The sequence below is a fragment of the Alteromonas lipotrueiana genome (assembly GCF_019249245.1).
Lineage (GTDB): Bacteria > Pseudomonadota > Gammaproteobacteria > Enterobacterales > Alteromonadaceae > Alteromonas > Alteromonas lipotrueiana.
Map to the genome: position 1 here is coordinate 92350 of NZ_JAESDK010000017.1, position 14846 is coordinate 107195.

Here is a 14846-nt window from a genome sequence, read left to right on the forward strand (position 1 = left end):
AGCGTTATTGACGTTGTCGATGTTTTTTAAGCATTGTGTTGAACAAACAATATGAAATTGCAGCCATAAGTACATTGGCGACAACATTTCCCCAGAACAAGCCCGGGATATCAAACAAGACGCTGCCGACGTATGAAACTGGTACGAACAAAACAAACAGACGGATGATACTGAGCATCAATGCTGTCATAGGCCGATGCATAGCATTTAACGAGGAATTCGTTAATATAATAACCCCTTGCATGCCATAGCCTAATGGCACAATGGCTAAAAATAGTTTGATCAGCCGTGCAACTTCTTGTTCATTAGCAAAAATTTGTGCAATCCAGTGCGAAGAGGCCCATAGCAGCGCAAAGACAACCACCTGCCATATCAAAATGAATTTCAATGCCACCATGTAAGCTTGTTCAACGCGTTGATACAAATTGGCACCGATGTTTTGACTAATTATCGGCGGCAGAGTCATAGACAATGACAATATAACAATACTGGCAATAGACTCTAAGCGGTTACCCACCCCCCAGGCAGCCACAGCTTCGGCGCCATAGGTAGCAACCACCGCAGTCATTACCCCACCGGCAATGGGCGTGAGCATGTTTGCTCCGGCAGCCGGCAACCCTATGCGCAGTACCTCTTTCGAGCTTCGTCTGAACTCGGCCAGGGTTAACAGACGGGGAATAATAAGCTGTCGGCGTACGGCCAGTAGCCAAATTATCCAGCTGGCCCCGAATATCCAGGCAATAAAGGTGGCCACCGCCGCCCCCTGAATACCCATGGCGGGTACAGGGCCAAATCCAAAAATAAAAACAGGATCGAGCAATGCATTTAAGGCCCCCCCTGAGGCCATAATAATGCTGGGCGTGCGGGTATCACCGCAGGCACGTAAAATACTGTTGCCAACCATCGGCAAACTTAAAAATACACTCGAAAGATACCAGACACCCATGTAATCGCGAATATAGGGCATAAGCATTTCGCTGGCATTCAAATATTTGAAGATGGGTTCTATTAACCAATAACCCATTGCAGCTAATGCACCAACCAGTAATACCGACAGCATCAACGAGCCCGTACCATAAAGCTTGGCGTCTTTAACCGCCCCGGCCCCCTGCAATTTGCCTATAATGGCCGAGGTACCGATGCCAAGCCCGATATTAAGGCTTATCACCGTAAAGGTAACGGGAAACGTAAAGCTGATGGCGGCCAACTGTTCAGTACCCAGCAGACTAACGAAAAAGGTATCAATCAACCCAAAGCTCATCATCATGATCATGCCTAAAATCATAGGGATGGTCATGCGCCGCAAAGTATCTCCTATCGGCCCTTCGGTAAGATTTATATTTCTGTTACGCACGCCGGCTTTGTTCACTGCACTCTCTGATAATTACAAAATGTATTATTACACCTTACCTGCAAGCGAATGAAAACCGCTATTTAAACCTGCAAGCGAATGAAAACCGCTATTTAACTTAAGCATAGATATTATAATATTCGCTAAAACGTTTCTTCGACATATCAAACCCCTTTTGAAGGTATGGGGTTTAATTAATAGTTAAGACGGTTTGATATTGATGGTTTTAAATGAATTAACAAAAGGCCACTTACTATTTTCACAATAACAATTTATAAGACCCGACAATGGCGAATAGAAGCTGTGGACAAAAATTGAATATTCTATTCAAGCTGTTAACAACTGCTCAAAAATCCGCAAAATATAGCCCTGTACAAGGAATGAACGGCGAATTAACACACAAGCTAAAGCTTGTCTAATGGATCTGAGTAAGATCAAAATACCGATCAAGCTATAACAAACAAGCCATTGTTTTTTAACGTAAAATATAATAGCTCTTTTTTTGATGGCGTATATTGACAATAGGTTGATCAAGCTTGCTATGGGAATTCAGGCCGTCTATCAACATACTTATCCACAGTTTTAGTGGATAAGTGCCTATAACCCAGCAACGACGTGAGATACCCGCCATTGGACGAACAGTTTGGTAAGTATCGACTAACCTTAGATACATCATATTATGGTTGCACAATACAGCATAACTGTACAAATTAACAGTAATCCAGCACAAGTTAATATTATTTTCACAAACCCCATAACTTTTTGGTTATAAGTACAGTGCCGTTTTAATTGCCCAGTGTTTTAAGAGCCTTACTATGCCCCTTTCAACAACCCTTTATTTAAAAATAAAAAATAACGGCACATAGCGTTTAGGGCCTGATATCGCGGGCTTTTTATACAAACAATCTCAAAAAAGCTACTTTTTGAGCAGTTGATAAAAATTTTCATGAAGTTAGTTGACAGTAAGGAAGATGGTCTTTAATATTCGCCTCCGTTGAAAAGCTGTTCCCCCTTAGCTCAGTTGGTTAGAGCGACGGACTGTTAATCCGCAGGTCCCCCGTTCGAGTCGGGGAGGGGGAGCCAACTTTTGATGTTTTTTCCTTTCTTTTATCTTATTGTTTTATTCAAACTTCTTCTTTTTCTTCCAGATATTTTTATTTCTTTGTTTTTTATTGAATAACCTTATTCTTATCAAGTTGTTAATCGTGCTGCAAACAGCGATAATACCCCTCGTTTTTTAACCACGGATATCTGCCTTGTCTGCTCGGTAGAATATCGCTTAAAACCACGGCAAACGCGGAGCGTTCAATAGCACATGACCGATTTTTTACTTCTGCTTATTGGAACAGTGCTGGTCAATAACTTTGTACTGGTCAAGTTTCTTGGATTGTGCCCTTTTATGGGGGTCTCCAGCAAACTTGAAACCGCTATCGGTATGTCCATGGCCACCACTTTTGTGCTGACCCTGGCATCGGTGTCCAGTTATTTGGTCGAAACCTATATTTTGCAGCCTTTGGGCTTGGGTTATCTTCGTACTTTGGCGTTTATTTTAGTGATAGCCGTGGTGGTTCAGTTTACCGAAATGGTTGTACACAAAACCAGTCCCACACTTTATCGATTGCTGGGAATATTTTTACCGCTGATTACAACCAATTGTGCGGTTCTGGGTGTGGCGTTACTTAATTTAACCGAACAACATAATTTTATGGAAAGTCTGATTTATGGTTTCGGCGCCGCCGTCGGCTTTTCTTTAGTTTTGATTTTATTTGCTGCCATGCGTGAACGATTGGCTGCCGCTGATGTACCCGCCCCGTTTAAAGGCGCATCTATCGCAATGGTGACGGCCGGTCTTATGTCGCTGGCATTTATGGGTTTTAGTGGATTGGTGAAATTTTAATGACAATGACCATCGCGTTAATCGCCATTGGCTTGCTGGCATTAGTGTTCGGCCTGCTACTGGGTTATGCCAGTATTCGTTTTAAAGTTGAAGCGGACCCTCTGGTTGATCAAATAGATGAAATCTTACCGCAAACTCAGTGCGGGCAATGTGGGTACCCGGGTTGTCGGCCTTATGCTCAAGCCATTGCAGATGGCGACGAAATTAACAAATGCCCCCCTGGGGGCGAGTCTACCATCAAAGATTTAGCTAACCTGATGGGTGTTGAAGCAAAACCGTTAGACGCCGCTCATGGTGAAGAAGACACCAAAAAAGTGGCTTTTATTCGCGAAGACGAGTGTATTGGCTGCACTAAGTGCATTCAGGCGTGTCCGGTAGATGCGATTTTAGGCGCGGCCAAACACATGCACACGGTAATTGAACGTGAATGCACCGGGTGCGATTTATGCGTAGACCCCTGCCCGGTCGACTGTATTGATATGGTGCCTGTAGAGCCAACTCCCACAAACTGGACCTGGGACTTCAAAAAGTCAGAACAGGGCGATATCCCTATTAAGATGGTGTCGTAGCAATGCATCCTGACTTTGACACCATCACCCAGCGACTTGAAACTGGCAAACTGTATTCATTTCCTGGGGGCGTGCATCCTGAAGACCGGAAAACGCTGTCGAACCGCCAGGCTATTGCCCGCCCGCCGTTGCCCCCCGAACTTATTATTCCAATACGTCAGCATATTGGCACCCAGGGGCGTCTGGCTGTTGAAGTAGGACAACGGGTAAAAAAAGGCGAGCCACTTACAACTAGTGCACATCCCTTCGCTATCCCGGTACACGCGCCCACTTCCGGGACAGTGCGCCAAATAAGCGATCGCACTATTGCCCACCCCAGTGGTCTGAGCGAACCCACGGTGACCCTAGAGCCCGACGGCGATGACAAATGGACAGAGCTGACGCCCCTGGGGCAATACAAAGACTTGCCCGATACACAGATAATTGAAGCCTTATGTCATGCAGGTATCTCTGGTATGGGGGGAGCGGGCTTTCCTACTCATATTAAAGCTGCAAATACGAAAGCGCCGGAATTTTTAATTATCAATGGCGCTGAGTGTGAGCCCTATATCAGTGCTGACGACCGGCTAATGCGTGAACATGCCTGGCAGGTGCGCCAGGGAATTGATGTGTTGCAGCACTTAATCAGCCCACAGCTGGTTATTGTGGCTTTGGAAGACAACAAACCTGAAGCGCTGGAGGCGATGAAGATTGCCTGTCAGGACAAGCCTCAGATTAAAATAGTCAGTGTTCCTACCAAATATCCCGCTGGCGGCGAGAAACAGCTCATTCAGGCAGTGACTGGCCGGGAAGTGCCGCGTGAAGGTTTGCCCATCGACATTGGTGTGGTGATGTTCAATGTGGGAACCTGCTATGCGGTAGCCGATGCCGTATTTCAGGGTAAACCTCTCATTGAGCGAGTTGTTACACTAACCGGCGAAGCGTTGGATAATCCGCATAATGTATGGGCGCTTATCGGAACCCCTATCAATCATTTACTAGGCTATGCAGGGTACAACGGCAGTAAACAAACCCTGCCGCAGGTTATTATGGGCGGGCCCATGATGGGCTTCACTCTGAACGATGCCCAGGTTCCGGTAGTAAAAATTACCAACTGTGTATTGGTGCCGGCCACGGGCGAGTTAACCCAGGGTGAGGACGAACGTGCCTGCATTCGATGCGGTGCTTGCGCCGACGCCTGCCCGGCCAGCCTTTTGCCCCAACAAATATTCTGGCACGCCAAAGCGCGCGAATACGACAAAGCCGAAGAGTACGACTTGTTTGACTGCATTGAATGCGGTGCCTGTGCTTACGTCTGCCCCAGCGAAATTCCATTGGTACATTACTATCGGCAGGCAAAATCAGAAATTCGCGTTCAGCGCGACGAAAAAGCGAAGGCCGAAAAAGCCAAAGAACGGTTTGAGGCGCGAAAAGCCCGTCTTGAACGTGAAAAAATTGAGCGCGAAGAAAAGCACCGTAAAGCGAAAGAGGCGCGAGCTGCCGCTGCGTCCGGAAAATCTGACGAGGCTCCTAAAGATAAAGTCGCGGCTGCCCTTGCTCGCGCTAAAGCCAAAAAGCAACAAACACCGACACAGGTATCTGACACTTCGGGTAGCGATGCGCCTGAATCGAAAAAGCAACAGGTGTCTGCGGCTATTGCCAGAGCAAAAGCCAAAAAAGCGGCACAACATACTCAAGACTCAGAAACCAACAAAGTTGATGACAGCTCCACTCCAGTGGCAAGCGAAGATAAAACGGCGGACAAAAAAGCGCAGGTAGCGGCGGCTGTCGCTCGTGCTAAAGCTAAGAAGGCCGCCAAACATTCACAAGATTCAACTGCTGAAGATCATGATAATAGCCAGGCTGATACTGGCAAAGACCAAACGGCGGACAAAAAAGCGCAGGTAGCAGCGGCTGTCGCGCGTGCTAAAGCTAAGAAGGCCGCCAAACATTCACAAGATTTAACTGCTGAAGATCATGATAATAGCCAGGCTGATACTGGCAAAGACCAAACGGCTGACAAAAAAGCGCAGGTAGCGGCGGCTGTCGCTCGTGCTAAAGCTAAGAAGGCCGCCAAACATTCACAAGATTCAACTGCTGAGAGTCATGGCAATAACCAGGCTGATGCTGATAGCAAAGCAGCAGGTATGCAGCCCGAAGAGTCTGCAGAACCGTGTGTCGAAAATTCCGAAAAGTCAGTTACCGAGCCGGTTTTAAAACAAGGCCCCGAAACAGAAAAACAACGCCGTATTGCCGCTGCTGTTGCCCGCGCCAAAGCGAAAAAAGCGTTACAAAACGGGAATTCTGCCAGCGATGAGGTTATCTCTTCTTCTGGTCAGGATGAGGGTACAGATAAAACGAAGACTACAAAAAATGCGGCTAAAGACGCGAGCCAAAACGCTGATCAGCAAAAACAGCAACGGATCGCCGCTGCGGTAGCGAAAGCCAAAGCTAAAAAAGCCCAGCAGGCGACTATACCCTCACCCTCTGAGTCAGATAACGGCGACCAGCAGTCAGATCCGGTCAAACCTGCCTCTAAAGATGATCGGGTTGCCGCCGCGGTTGCTAAAGCAAAAGCCAAGCAAGCTGCTCGTAAAGCCGCATCAGATGAGAATAAAACCTAGATGAAATTATTTCTAAGCAGCTCACCGCATCAGCGAGTTAAACGTGATACCGGCCAGGTCATGCGACTGGTAATTTATGCCATGCTGCCTGCTATGATATTGCAGGTGGTGGTGTTTGGCTGGGGGCTGGTTATTCAGGCCACGCTTACTGTTGCTACCGCCCTGCTTGTCGAAGGATTAATTTTAACACTTCGACAAAAGCATGTAGAGCGCACGCTGGGTGACTATAGCGCGGTGGTCACGGCGCTGCTTATTGCCATTAGCATTCCCCCCACTCTACCCTGGTGGATGACTATTATTGGTACCTTCTTTGCCATCGCTATTGCTAAACAGCTGTACGGCGGACTGGGTTTTAATATGTTCAATCCTGCCATGATTGGGTATGTGGTGTTGTTGATTTCTTTTCCGGTTGCCATGACCATGTGGCTTCCGCCTATGTCGATGCTGGCCGAACCCTTGGGTTTTATTGATACGTTAATGCTCATTTTTACCGGCTATACAAACAGTGGGCTTGATATTACGCAGGTGCGCACCGTGGCCGACGGCGTGACGATGGCCACCCCGCTGGATACAGTAAAAACCGGGCTGGCCAGTGGCCAGACCTATCATGAAGCCTTACTTGAGCCAATATTCAACGGCGGCTTCGCGGCGAGTTTGGGCGCGGGCTGGGCGTGGTTAAGTGTTGCCTACCTGTTGGGTGGTCTGGTACTGCTACGCTTAAAAGTCATCAACTGGCATATTCCCGGGGCCATGATTGGCAGTGTTGTGGTGGTTTCTGGGTTATTGCATCTACTGGACATGGATCATTACGCCTCGCCCTTATTTCATATTTTTAACGGCAGTTTACTGGTTGGCGCTTTTTTTATCGCCACCGATCCGGTGTCGGCTTCAACTACAGACAAAGGCCGGTTGGTGTTTGGCGCTGCTATTGGCTTTTGGTTGGTTATCATTCGCACCTTTGGTGGTTATCCTGATGCGGTAGCATTTGCCGTTATTATTATGAATATGGCAGTGCCTTTGATTGATTATTACACCAAGCCACGTACCTACGGCCGCGACCGTAACCCACGTTCTACCAGCAAGAGGTAATGTTGGCAATGATAAAAACCATTTCAAAAAATGGCGTTATGCTAACGATTTTTGCGCTGGTAACTACCGCGCTTATCAGCCTGACTTTTGTGGGAACCAAAGATAAAATAGCGCAGCAACAACGCCAACGTTTGCTAAGTGTGCTTAACGAGGTGGTACCTGCAGACTATTACAATAATACGTTGCACCAGGATTGTACGGTGGTAGATGCACCCATACTAGGCCGTAATCAGCCGCACCGGGTTTATCGGGCACGCATGGACGATAAACCCGCAGCGCTGGCTATTCAGACCACTGCGCCAGATGGTTACAGTGGCAATATTCGGTTGGTGGTAGGCGTCACCACTGAGCTTACGGTGCTAGGTGTACGGGCAGTAGAGCATAAAGAAACACCCGGGCTGGGCGATAAAATTGAGCTGGCCATCAGTGACTGGATATTATCATTTACCGGTAAAACCTTTAATGCCAATGAGCAGAGCGCCTGGCAGGTTGAAAAAGACGGCGGTGAATTTGACCAGTTTACCGGGGCAACCATTACTCCTCGGGCGGTGGTTGATCAGGTACGGCGTACCCTCCTGTATGTTAAAGACCATCAACAAGCATTGTTTACCCGTGCGGCGGACTGTTATCAGGATCCCGCGGCATAATTAAGAGGCGACTATGAATCAATATCAGGATTTGGCATCCTCTGGAATCTGGAAAAATAACCCTGCGCTGGTTCAGCTGCTGGGTTTGTGTCCGCTTTTGGCCGTTACAGCGACATTAATTAACGGCCTGGCGCTGGGTCTGGCGACCACCGCCGTCTTGATTGGCTCTAATGTCACCGTTTCGGTGGTTCGAAACTTTGTACGTAACGAGATCCGTATTCCGGTTTTTGTAATGGTAATTGCTGCCTTTGTTACTATCATTCAGTTGTTAATGAACGCGTTCACCTACGAGTTGTATTTATCGTTAGGTATTTTTATTCCGCTGATTGTTACCAACTGCGCCATTATTGGTCGCGCCGAGGCCTTCGCCTCAAAAAATCCAGTGGCGCCGGCGGCATTTGATGGATTGATGATGGGAGTCGGCTTCACTATTGTTCTTATGCTATTAGGAGCCATGCGTGAAATTCTGGGTTCGGGTACGTTACTCGCCGGGGCCGATCGTTTGTTTGGTCCTATAGCCAAAAACTGGCCATTGGAGATATTTGTTACCGATCAGCCATTTTTGTTGGCGATATTGCCTCCCGGGGCCTTTATCGGGATGGGACTTTTAATTGCGGCTAAAAATATAATTGATAACCGGGCTGCTGCGCGTCAGACCGCCCCCACCGACAAAGTGACACGAATCCGAATTACGGCCGACAGCTAACTGATAATTATGAACAATACTAAACGAAAAGCGCTGCTTTCACGGCTGCGTGATGCCAATCCAAATCCCACCACCGAGCTGAATTATTCCAGTCCGTTTGAGCTGTTAGTGGCAGTTACCCTCTCGGCGCAGTCTACTGATGTGGGCGTAAATAAAGCGACCAACAAGCTGTTTCCGGTAGCAAATACGCCTCAGACTATTTGGGATTTAGGGATAGACGGGCTAAAGCAGTACATCAAAACCATCGGGCTGTATAACGCTAAAGCCGAAAATGTTCACAAAATGTGCCGTATTTTGCTTGATAAGCACCGGGGCGAAGTACCCCAGAGTCGCGAAGCATTAGAGGCCCTGCCAGGCGTAGGCCGCAAAACCGCTAACGTAGTGCTAAACACGGCTTTTGGCTGGCCCACCATCGCCGTAGACACGCACATTTTTCGGGTTTCCAACCGCACTAAATTAGCCATGGGCAAAGATGTGGTGGCGGTGGAACAAAAACTGGAAAAAGTCGTGCCCAAAGAGTTTAAAGTGGACGTTCACCACTGGTTAATTTTACACGGAAGATATACCTGTATTGCTCGTAAACCACGCTGTGGGTCGTGTATTATTGAAGATCTTTGTGAGTTTAAGGACAAGACTGAGTAAGCAGGGAAGATTGGAAACCTCTACAAACTGTCGGCTATTTCTGATATAGCCGACCAACAAAATGAAAAACTAAATTTTCGTATAAGGTAGAGAACCATTTTTAAGCCCTATTTTCCCATCATTTTCGATTTTTATAGTTAGAGGTCTTTGCAATGACCCAAGGTGAGCTTTGTATTTCCCGTCCACTTTTAGCAGTAAGCCTATTAATTCTCCCCAACTCACTTTAGCTTGATCGTTTTCCAAAAAGATATTCATTACAGGCCATTTATTTTCATTCTCATAAGCGCCTATGATGTTCGATGGCAAATTACTCGAAGTCAATATTTGGCTAACATCAGGAGCAGCGGAGAGCGATTTTCTTATTGATTGTTCGAGCCTTTTAGACTCCTGCTGTAAGAGCGATAATTTATTACTCTTGCCCGTGATCGAGTTATAGGCGTAGTTGGCAATAACATGAGGTAGCACATACGCTATATCTTGATTCGTAAAAGCAATAACGCCTAATTTTTGTTTTGGCATAAAGGAAACATGGATGCTATATCCAGCATAGTTACCAAACCGAGTTAGGAGCACTTCACCATTATAATTTGCGATATCCCAGCCTAATGAATAGCCGCTTCGCTGGTAAGTAAAATAAGTATTGTCTTGCTCGACTTGTTTTTTATGGAGATATTCAAATACATTATTTCCGCCAAACGCCTTAGAGTCTTGGTTTATGTTTGCTTTCAGCCATAAAGAGAGATCATTTATAGTTGACACCACTCCACCAGAAGCGTGCATTGTTTTATTCGTTTTATAGTGACCTTGACGAAATATCTTACCGTCTTTACCCGTGACGATAGATGGCAATATGTCGCTGTTGATTTTTGTCGAGGTACTGGTCATGCCAAGTGGCATGAATAAATGCGATTTCATCAGTTCGCCCCAGCTTTTATCTAGCTCTGCTTCGACAATCATTGAGGCAACAATTGGGCCTGTATTTGAATATCTGAACTGAAAATCAGGCGCAACTAGAGTGTTATAGTTCAAAGACTCAACTAACTCATTCTTGTTTTCATAGCCTAAGAATGCAGTTTTAAATGTGTGTTGAACACTTGTAAATCCTGCTGTATGCGTTAGCAATTGATCTAAAGTGATACTTTTAGCTTGTAACCTTTTGTTGATTAAAATGCTTCTTTTGTATTGATTTCCCGACTTAAATAAATTTATTTCCTTATTTTCATGAAGTGTCGCCAAGAGTGTACTAGTCATTGCCTTTGTATGAGACGCTACTAGAAACTGAATATCATTATTCAAAGGCCTTGGTCTGTTTGATTGATGCTCTGTAAATAACAAGCCATTTTCATTAACGACTGCGACAAAATGCGTCCCAATCAGGTGGTTTGAGTCTACAAGGTCCCTTAAAACTGTACCGACATCCTTTTGGATATCCTCACTCGCATGCACGATTATAGTTAGCACTGAGTATAAGATTAATATTAAAATTGTAAGATTTTTCATAGATTTAGTGTTCTTTTAATTATACCTTACGGCATTTACAGCAAAGTCCACACCACAATACAACCAATTGATATTTAACAGAAAATAACAAAATAAGAATCTTAACCTAATTAATTCAACCACTTATTATTGATCTTAGCTACTTGTTCTTGCTCTTAACCAAGTTATGGATAGAAAGGCCTATTTTATATGGGTGTAATAAAAGGGGAGTATCCATTGACTGATCTTTAGCCCAAAAATAACTCCATTTACTTTTATTCTAATTCGGTGGCCCACCATCGCCGTCGACACCCACATTTTCCGGCGCTTCAAACTGGCCATAGGCAAAGATATGATAGGCAAAAAATTCAAAGTTGACGTTCACTGCTGACTAACTTTGTACGGCTGTTATATCTGAAGCGCGAGAAAGCCTGGCTCGGGTTCGTGTATTATCGAAGAGTTGTGTGAGTTCAAGGACAACAACACTGAGTAGATCTATTTTCCTTAAATAAATCGCAGATAGTCAGAAACCACGCTTGAGCCGCCCTCGATCAGAGTCATAATTTTCTACGCAACAAGTTGTACCCACAGGCCTTTAATCCGTTGATGGGTTTAGTTGTTTGTACCAAACGCGGTACGGAGTATTTTTGGCCAGGTAACGGTTAAAATCCTTGGCACCATCGTTCCACCATACAGGCCCGCGCTCGCCCAAGGCGACTTTTGCGGCATCTACCGAGCGTCGCGCAACGGCCAGCCGGGGTTCATCCTTTGCAGCCTTAGCCGCTTTGACTTCGCGGCGAGCGTTCATTAAATCCCCAACATATGAGGCACGGTCGGCCTCAGAAAGATTCGGATTGGCCACCCGCCATAACCGTCCTCGAACCACCATATATCGTCCATCGGGCGTCACTGGATATTTCATACGAAACTGATACCTGATGCTAAGTTAAAGGACCAGAACACGCAGAACATATAAGCGCTGCGGCCCCATGAAAGATGTTTTCAACGAGCAAAATGAAACCTTTATTGCATTGCTACCCGCCCCTATAGGGACTTACTGAACTGGATTTTACTTCAATCGCTTTTATTATCACACCTTCATCTGCCCGGATAATACGTGCGTTTTGTATTGAAAGCGCCATGCCTTTTGAGGTTAAGCGCAGTTGATATGGCTCGTCCGACAATACGTCGTTATGCTCAATGGCTGATATTTCAAAAGCCATATTTTCGGGTATAAATACGCTAACCCCGCCCTTAAACCTGGTCTCTGTCTTATCATAAGATTGCCGTACAGTATCTGACTGAATCTCTATACCGGTGGCAGCGGTAGTTGAAGATGTCGCCAACACACCAAATACGATAGTGGCAAAAAAAGCCATCGCAGCAAGAGCGCTACTGTGAAAAGTTTTAGCTTTAGCAGGCTCTTTGGTAATCGTCTGGATGTCAGTTTCAAAGGCAGATGCGATGGACTTCACCGTTTCTAATGACGCATTACCTTCATTTTCTACTCTTTGGATTGTTCTTAAACTGACACCTGAGACGATAGACAACTGCTGCTGGCTCCAGGCTTTTTGCTTTCTAAGCCCTACCACTAACCTCGAATTTATTTTCATATCCATTTCGCTATTCCTTTGGTTAATTCGAAACTAACACTAAAGGAACAGTCCTCATTTGTTTACGACAAAGCGCCGCCATTATCACGACAACTAACCGACAGGCCCCCAATCCCTCGCCATTACAAGGGGTTACATGGCGGTATGTTTCTAAACCACTATTGCATTACTGAGAGTTCTACGCAGTTTTCAGGAGCGGTTTAATACCCACATTGTGGACACACACATTTTTCGGTTTTCCAGCCGAACCAAACTGGCAAAGGCAAACAGTTGGTAGCAATGGAACAGCCACTGGAAAAAGTCTCGCCCAAAGAGTCTAAAGTGGATGTTCACCATGCTGATTTTACACCGCCACTATACCTGTATGGCCCGTACGCTCCGCTGCGGCTCATGCATCATCGAAGACTTGTGCGAGTTTAAGGATAAGACGGAATAATTTTGCTACCGCTTTAAGCGAATTGCGGACCTTCGCATTCACCAACACTGAGCCTCACTATATGTGAAAGCAGACGTTGAATCACTTACGCAGCTTAAGCCCGTGAGCTCGGTTATAACATTCCTTCCGTTTTGGTAATAACTCCTATCAACCCCTTTGATATAGTCTGGAGTTTCTGCGCTTTGCAGCAAGCGGACTCATTTCAACCCATCTAAAAAGATACATAATAATTAGCTTTGTCACACCGCTTGTAGCGGCTAACAATAGCAGCGGCCAGCTTTCTGCTATCCCCATACTTAAAGCAAATACGATAGTGGATATATCCATCATAAATATGAACTGGCTCATTTTAAGATCGACCGCTCCTGCGTGACCGGATTTTACAATGAGCCTTATTTGATAGAAGTAGCCTTGAGCAATTAAAGCTGAAACCACAAGTATGATAGCGGTAGATAATAACTTTCCCTGGTCTGAGATAGTTTCGCCATAGATGAAGCCGATAAATGCCAGAATGAGGCTACTAGCCGCGATAGCAAAGCTTATGGCAGATCTTGCTGATTTTCTGTCTAACAAAATTTCTGTGATGATTTGTAGTACCAGTAAAGACGCTATCAATCTGGGCCAGACAATATAGTGGTTAAATGGCTCTATTGAGTATCCGTATACAAAAAAAGATAAATAGGCCAGATAACTTACCGTAAACTGGTTTAATGACAAAAGCTCTGTGGGACGCACGTTATTGTCGCAAGTACGTTTTCTTTTCCATATTTTTCTTAACTGTGAAAATACCCCATACCAACTCACGATTATAAACGCTGTGTTTACTGTTCCGGCGATGTTGTAATAATCCAAACCTATTCCCCAAGGAAATTAACATGTCGACAAAATAACATTAAAAGTGTATTTTTTATTATTTAAGTGTTTTATTTTTATAATATTGTCGACAATATAACATCTTTGGGTAAAACGTATGAGTAAAAGTGTCGCGCTTATTACCGGCAGTGGTAAAGGAATTGGGGCTAAAACAGCAATGCGTTTGGCTGACGAGGGGTTTTCAATTGTACTCAACTACAAGGATTCGCAACGAGACGCAGGAATTATAAAACAACAAATAATACAGAAAGGAAGTGAATGTATAGCCGTACAGGCGGATGTATCGCAGGAGCATGACGTTTCAAAGCTGTTTGACGCTGTCGACAAATTGGGTCGGCTGGCAGTGCTGGTGAACAACGCAGGTATTTTGGAGGTGCAAAGCCGGCTGGAAGGCATTTCACCCGAGCGATTTAAGCGTATTCTGGAAGTAAATGTGATGTCTTGCTTCCTGTGTACGAAAGAGGCAATAAAAAGAATGTCGACAAAAGATGGGGGAATAGGAGGCTCAATTATAAATGTGTCATCAATTGCGGCCAAGTCTGGGGCACCCAATGAATATGTGGATTATGCGGCTTCTAAAGGCGCTATAGACTCTTTTACACGCGGCTCAGCGCTAGAAGTGGCAGGGGAAGGGATAAGAGTAAATGGTGTACGACCGGCTTTAATAAAAACGACCATGCACGCTTTGGGCGGTGAAGTCGATAGAGTAGAAAGATTGAAAAATGTTATACCAATGGGAAGAGGTGGAACACCTGAGGAAGTCGCTGAAACGATTGTATGGTTAGCAAGCGAGAGGTCATCATACGTGACAGGGAGTTGTATTGATTGTTCTGGCGGTCTTTGAAGGGCCCAAAGAAATTTGCCGAGAGTGTAAAAATATCTGTGTAAATGGCATTCTTATCAACTCCTTAGAAGGATATCGGAATGCCAATATCAGACAA

The 14846-nt window shown here is 45.4% G+C and carries 13 protein-coding genes, 1 tRNA gene and 2 pseudogenes; 11 read left to right on the forward strand and 5 right to left on the reverse strand.

Features of this window, described 5'->3' with window-relative positions:
• Positions 1-4 precede the first annotated feature (4 nt).
• Complete coding sequence (locus JK130_RS12230) at positions 5-1369, reverse strand: MATE family efflux transporter (protein ID WP_484771502.1); 1365 nt, start codon at positions 1367-1369, stop codon at positions 5-7.
• 988 nt (positions 1370-2357) lie between these two features.
• Here JK130_RS12230 and JK130_RS12235 point away from each other — a divergent pair.
• The 8 genes from JK130_RS12235 (at position 2358) to nth (ending at position 9504) form a co-directional block, all read left to right on the forward strand.
• A tRNA-Asn gene (locus JK130_RS12235) sits at positions 2358-2434 on the forward strand.
• A gap of 232 nt (positions 2435-2666) precedes the next feature.
• A complete protein-coding gene (rsxA, locus tag JK130_RS12240) occupies positions 2667-3248 on the forward strand; it encodes an electron transport complex subunit RsxA (protein ID WP_218354610.1) in 582 nt (193 codons plus the stop codon).
• The gene (gene rsxB, locus JK130_RS12245) at positions 3248-3817 is read left to right on the forward strand and encodes an electron transport complex subunit RsxB (protein WP_218354611.1); all 570 of its coding nucleotides are present in this window, start codon (positions 3248-3250) and stop codon (positions 3815-3817) included. Before rsxA ends, rsxB begins: the two co-directional genes overlap by 1 nt.
• A gap of 2 nt (positions 3818-3819) precedes the next feature.
• Entirely contained in the window at positions 3820-6420 is a 2601-nt protein-coding gene (rsxC, locus tag JK130_RS12250) for an electron transport complex subunit RsxC (RefSeq protein WP_218354612.1), read from the forward strand.
• On the forward strand, positions 6421-7509 hold the full coding sequence (gene rsxD, locus JK130_RS12255) for an electron transport complex subunit RsxD (protein ID WP_218354613.1): 1089 nt from the start codon (positions 6421-6423) through the stop codon (positions 7507-7509).
• 8 nt (positions 7510-7517) lie between these two features.
• Positions 7518-8156: an electron transport complex subunit RsxG gene (rsxG, locus tag JK130_RS12260; protein WP_218354614.1), complete on the forward strand. Its 639-nt coding sequence runs from the start codon at positions 7518-7520 to the stop codon at positions 8154-8156.
• A gap of 13 nt (positions 8157-8169) precedes the next feature.
• Positions 8170-8862 carry an electron transport complex subunit E gene (locus JK130_RS12265; protein ID WP_218354615.1) on the forward strand — a complete coding sequence of 231 codons (693 nt, stop codon included), beginning with the start codon at positions 8170-8172 and terminating at the stop codon, positions 8860-8862.
• 9 nt (positions 8863-8871) lie between these two features.
• Positions 8872-9504 carry an endonuclease III gene (nth, locus tag JK130_RS12270; RefSeq protein ID WP_218354616.1) on the forward strand — a complete coding sequence of 211 codons (633 nt, stop codon included), beginning with the start codon at positions 8872-8874 and terminating at the stop codon, positions 9502-9504.
• 69 nt (positions 9505-9573) lie between these two features.
• Here nth and JK130_RS12275 read toward each other — a convergent pair whose 3' ends face one another.
• Entirely contained in the window at positions 9574-11004 is a 1431-nt protein-coding gene (locus JK130_RS12275) for a serine hydrolase domain-containing protein (protein WP_218354617.1), read from the reverse strand.
• A 268-nt stretch (positions 11005-11272) separates the two neighbouring features.
• Here JK130_RS12275 and JK130_RS16675 point away from each other — a divergent pair.
• Positions 11273-11476, forward strand: a pseudogene (locus JK130_RS16675) (endonuclease III); the annotation flags it as partial.
• Positions 11477-11578: 102 nt separating this feature from the next.
• Here the strand turns inward: JK130_RS16675 and JK130_RS12280 are convergent.
• Together JK130_RS12280 and JK130_RS12285 are read right to left on the reverse strand one after the other, a co-directional pair.
• Positions 11579-11905: a hypothetical protein gene (locus tag JK130_RS12280; protein ID WP_218354618.1), complete on the reverse strand. Its 327-nt coding sequence runs from the start codon at positions 11903-11905 to the stop codon at positions 11579-11581.
• Positions 11906-12017: 112 nt separating this feature from the next.
• Positions 12018-12602 (reverse strand): helix-turn-helix transcriptional regulator, encoded by a 585-nt coding sequence (locus JK130_RS12285; RefSeq protein WP_218354619.1) that lies wholly within the window; start codon positions 12600-12602, stop codon positions 12018-12020.
• A 208-nt stretch (positions 12603-12810) separates the two neighbouring features.
• Here JK130_RS12285 and JK130_RS16680 point away from each other — a divergent pair.
• Positions 12811-13032 (forward strand): annotated as a pseudogene (locus tag JK130_RS16680) (endonuclease III); the annotation flags it as partial.
• Between the two features lie 147 nt (positions 13033-13179).
• On the opposite strand, the gene JK130_RS12290 reads toward JK130_RS16680, so the two are convergent.
• Complete coding sequence (locus JK130_RS12290) at positions 13180-13884, reverse strand: hypothetical protein (protein ID WP_220099549.1); 705 nt, start codon at positions 13882-13884, stop codon at positions 13180-13182.
• 118 nt (positions 13885-14002) lie between these two features.
• Here JK130_RS12290 and JK130_RS12295 point away from each other — a divergent pair, with 118 nt between their 5' ends.
• Entirely contained in the window at positions 14003-14749 is a 747-nt protein-coding gene (locus JK130_RS12295; RefSeq protein WP_218354620.1) for an SDR family oxidoreductase, read from the forward strand.
• Positions 14750-14846: the final 97 nt, after the last annotated feature.

What these genes read in the sequence shown, in the direction of transcription:
- rsxB (WP_218354611.1), top strand. Translation starts at nt 3,248, where the DNA reads ATGACAATGACCATCGCGTTAATCGCCATTGGCTTGCTGGCATTAGTG.
- rsxC (WP_218354612.1), top strand. Translation starts at nt 3,820, where the DNA reads ATGCATCCTGACTTTGACACCATCACCCAGCGACTTGAAACTGGCAAA.
- rsxA (WP_218354610.1), top strand. Translation starts at nt 2,667, where the DNA reads ATGACCGATTTTTTACTTCTGCTTATTGGAACAGTGCTGGTCAATAAC.
- rsxG (WP_218354614.1), top strand. Translation starts at nt 7,518, where the DNA reads ATGATAAAAACCATTTCAAAAAATGGCGTTATGCTAACGATTTTTGCG.
- nth (WP_218354616.1), top strand. Translation starts at nt 8,872, where the DNA reads ATGAACAATACTAAACGAAAAGCGCTGCTTTCACGGCTGCGTGATGCC.
- JK130_RS12280 (WP_218354618.1), bottom strand. Translation starts at nt 11,905, where the DNA reads ATGAAATATCCAGTGACGCCCGATGGACGATATATGGTGGTTCGAGGA.
- JK130_RS12295 (WP_218354620.1), top strand. Translation starts at nt 14,003, where the DNA reads ATGAGTAAAAGTGTCGCGCTTATTACCGGCAGTGGTAAAGGAATTGGG.
- JK130_RS12285 (WP_218354619.1), bottom strand. Translation starts at nt 12,602, where the DNA reads ATGGATATGAAAATAAATTCGAGGTTAGTGGTAGGGCTTAGAAAGCAA.
- rsxD (WP_218354613.1), top strand. Translation starts at nt 6,421, where the DNA reads ATGAAATTATTTCTAAGCAGCTCACCGCATCAGCGAGTTAAACGTGAT.
- JK130_RS12265 (WP_218354615.1), top strand. Translation starts at nt 8,170, where the DNA reads ATGAATCAATATCAGGATTTGGCATCCTCTGGAATCTGGAAAAATAAC.
- JK130_RS12275 (WP_218354617.1), bottom strand. Translation starts at nt 11,004, where the DNA reads ATGAAAAATCTTACAATTTTAATATTAATCTTATACTCAGTGCTAACT.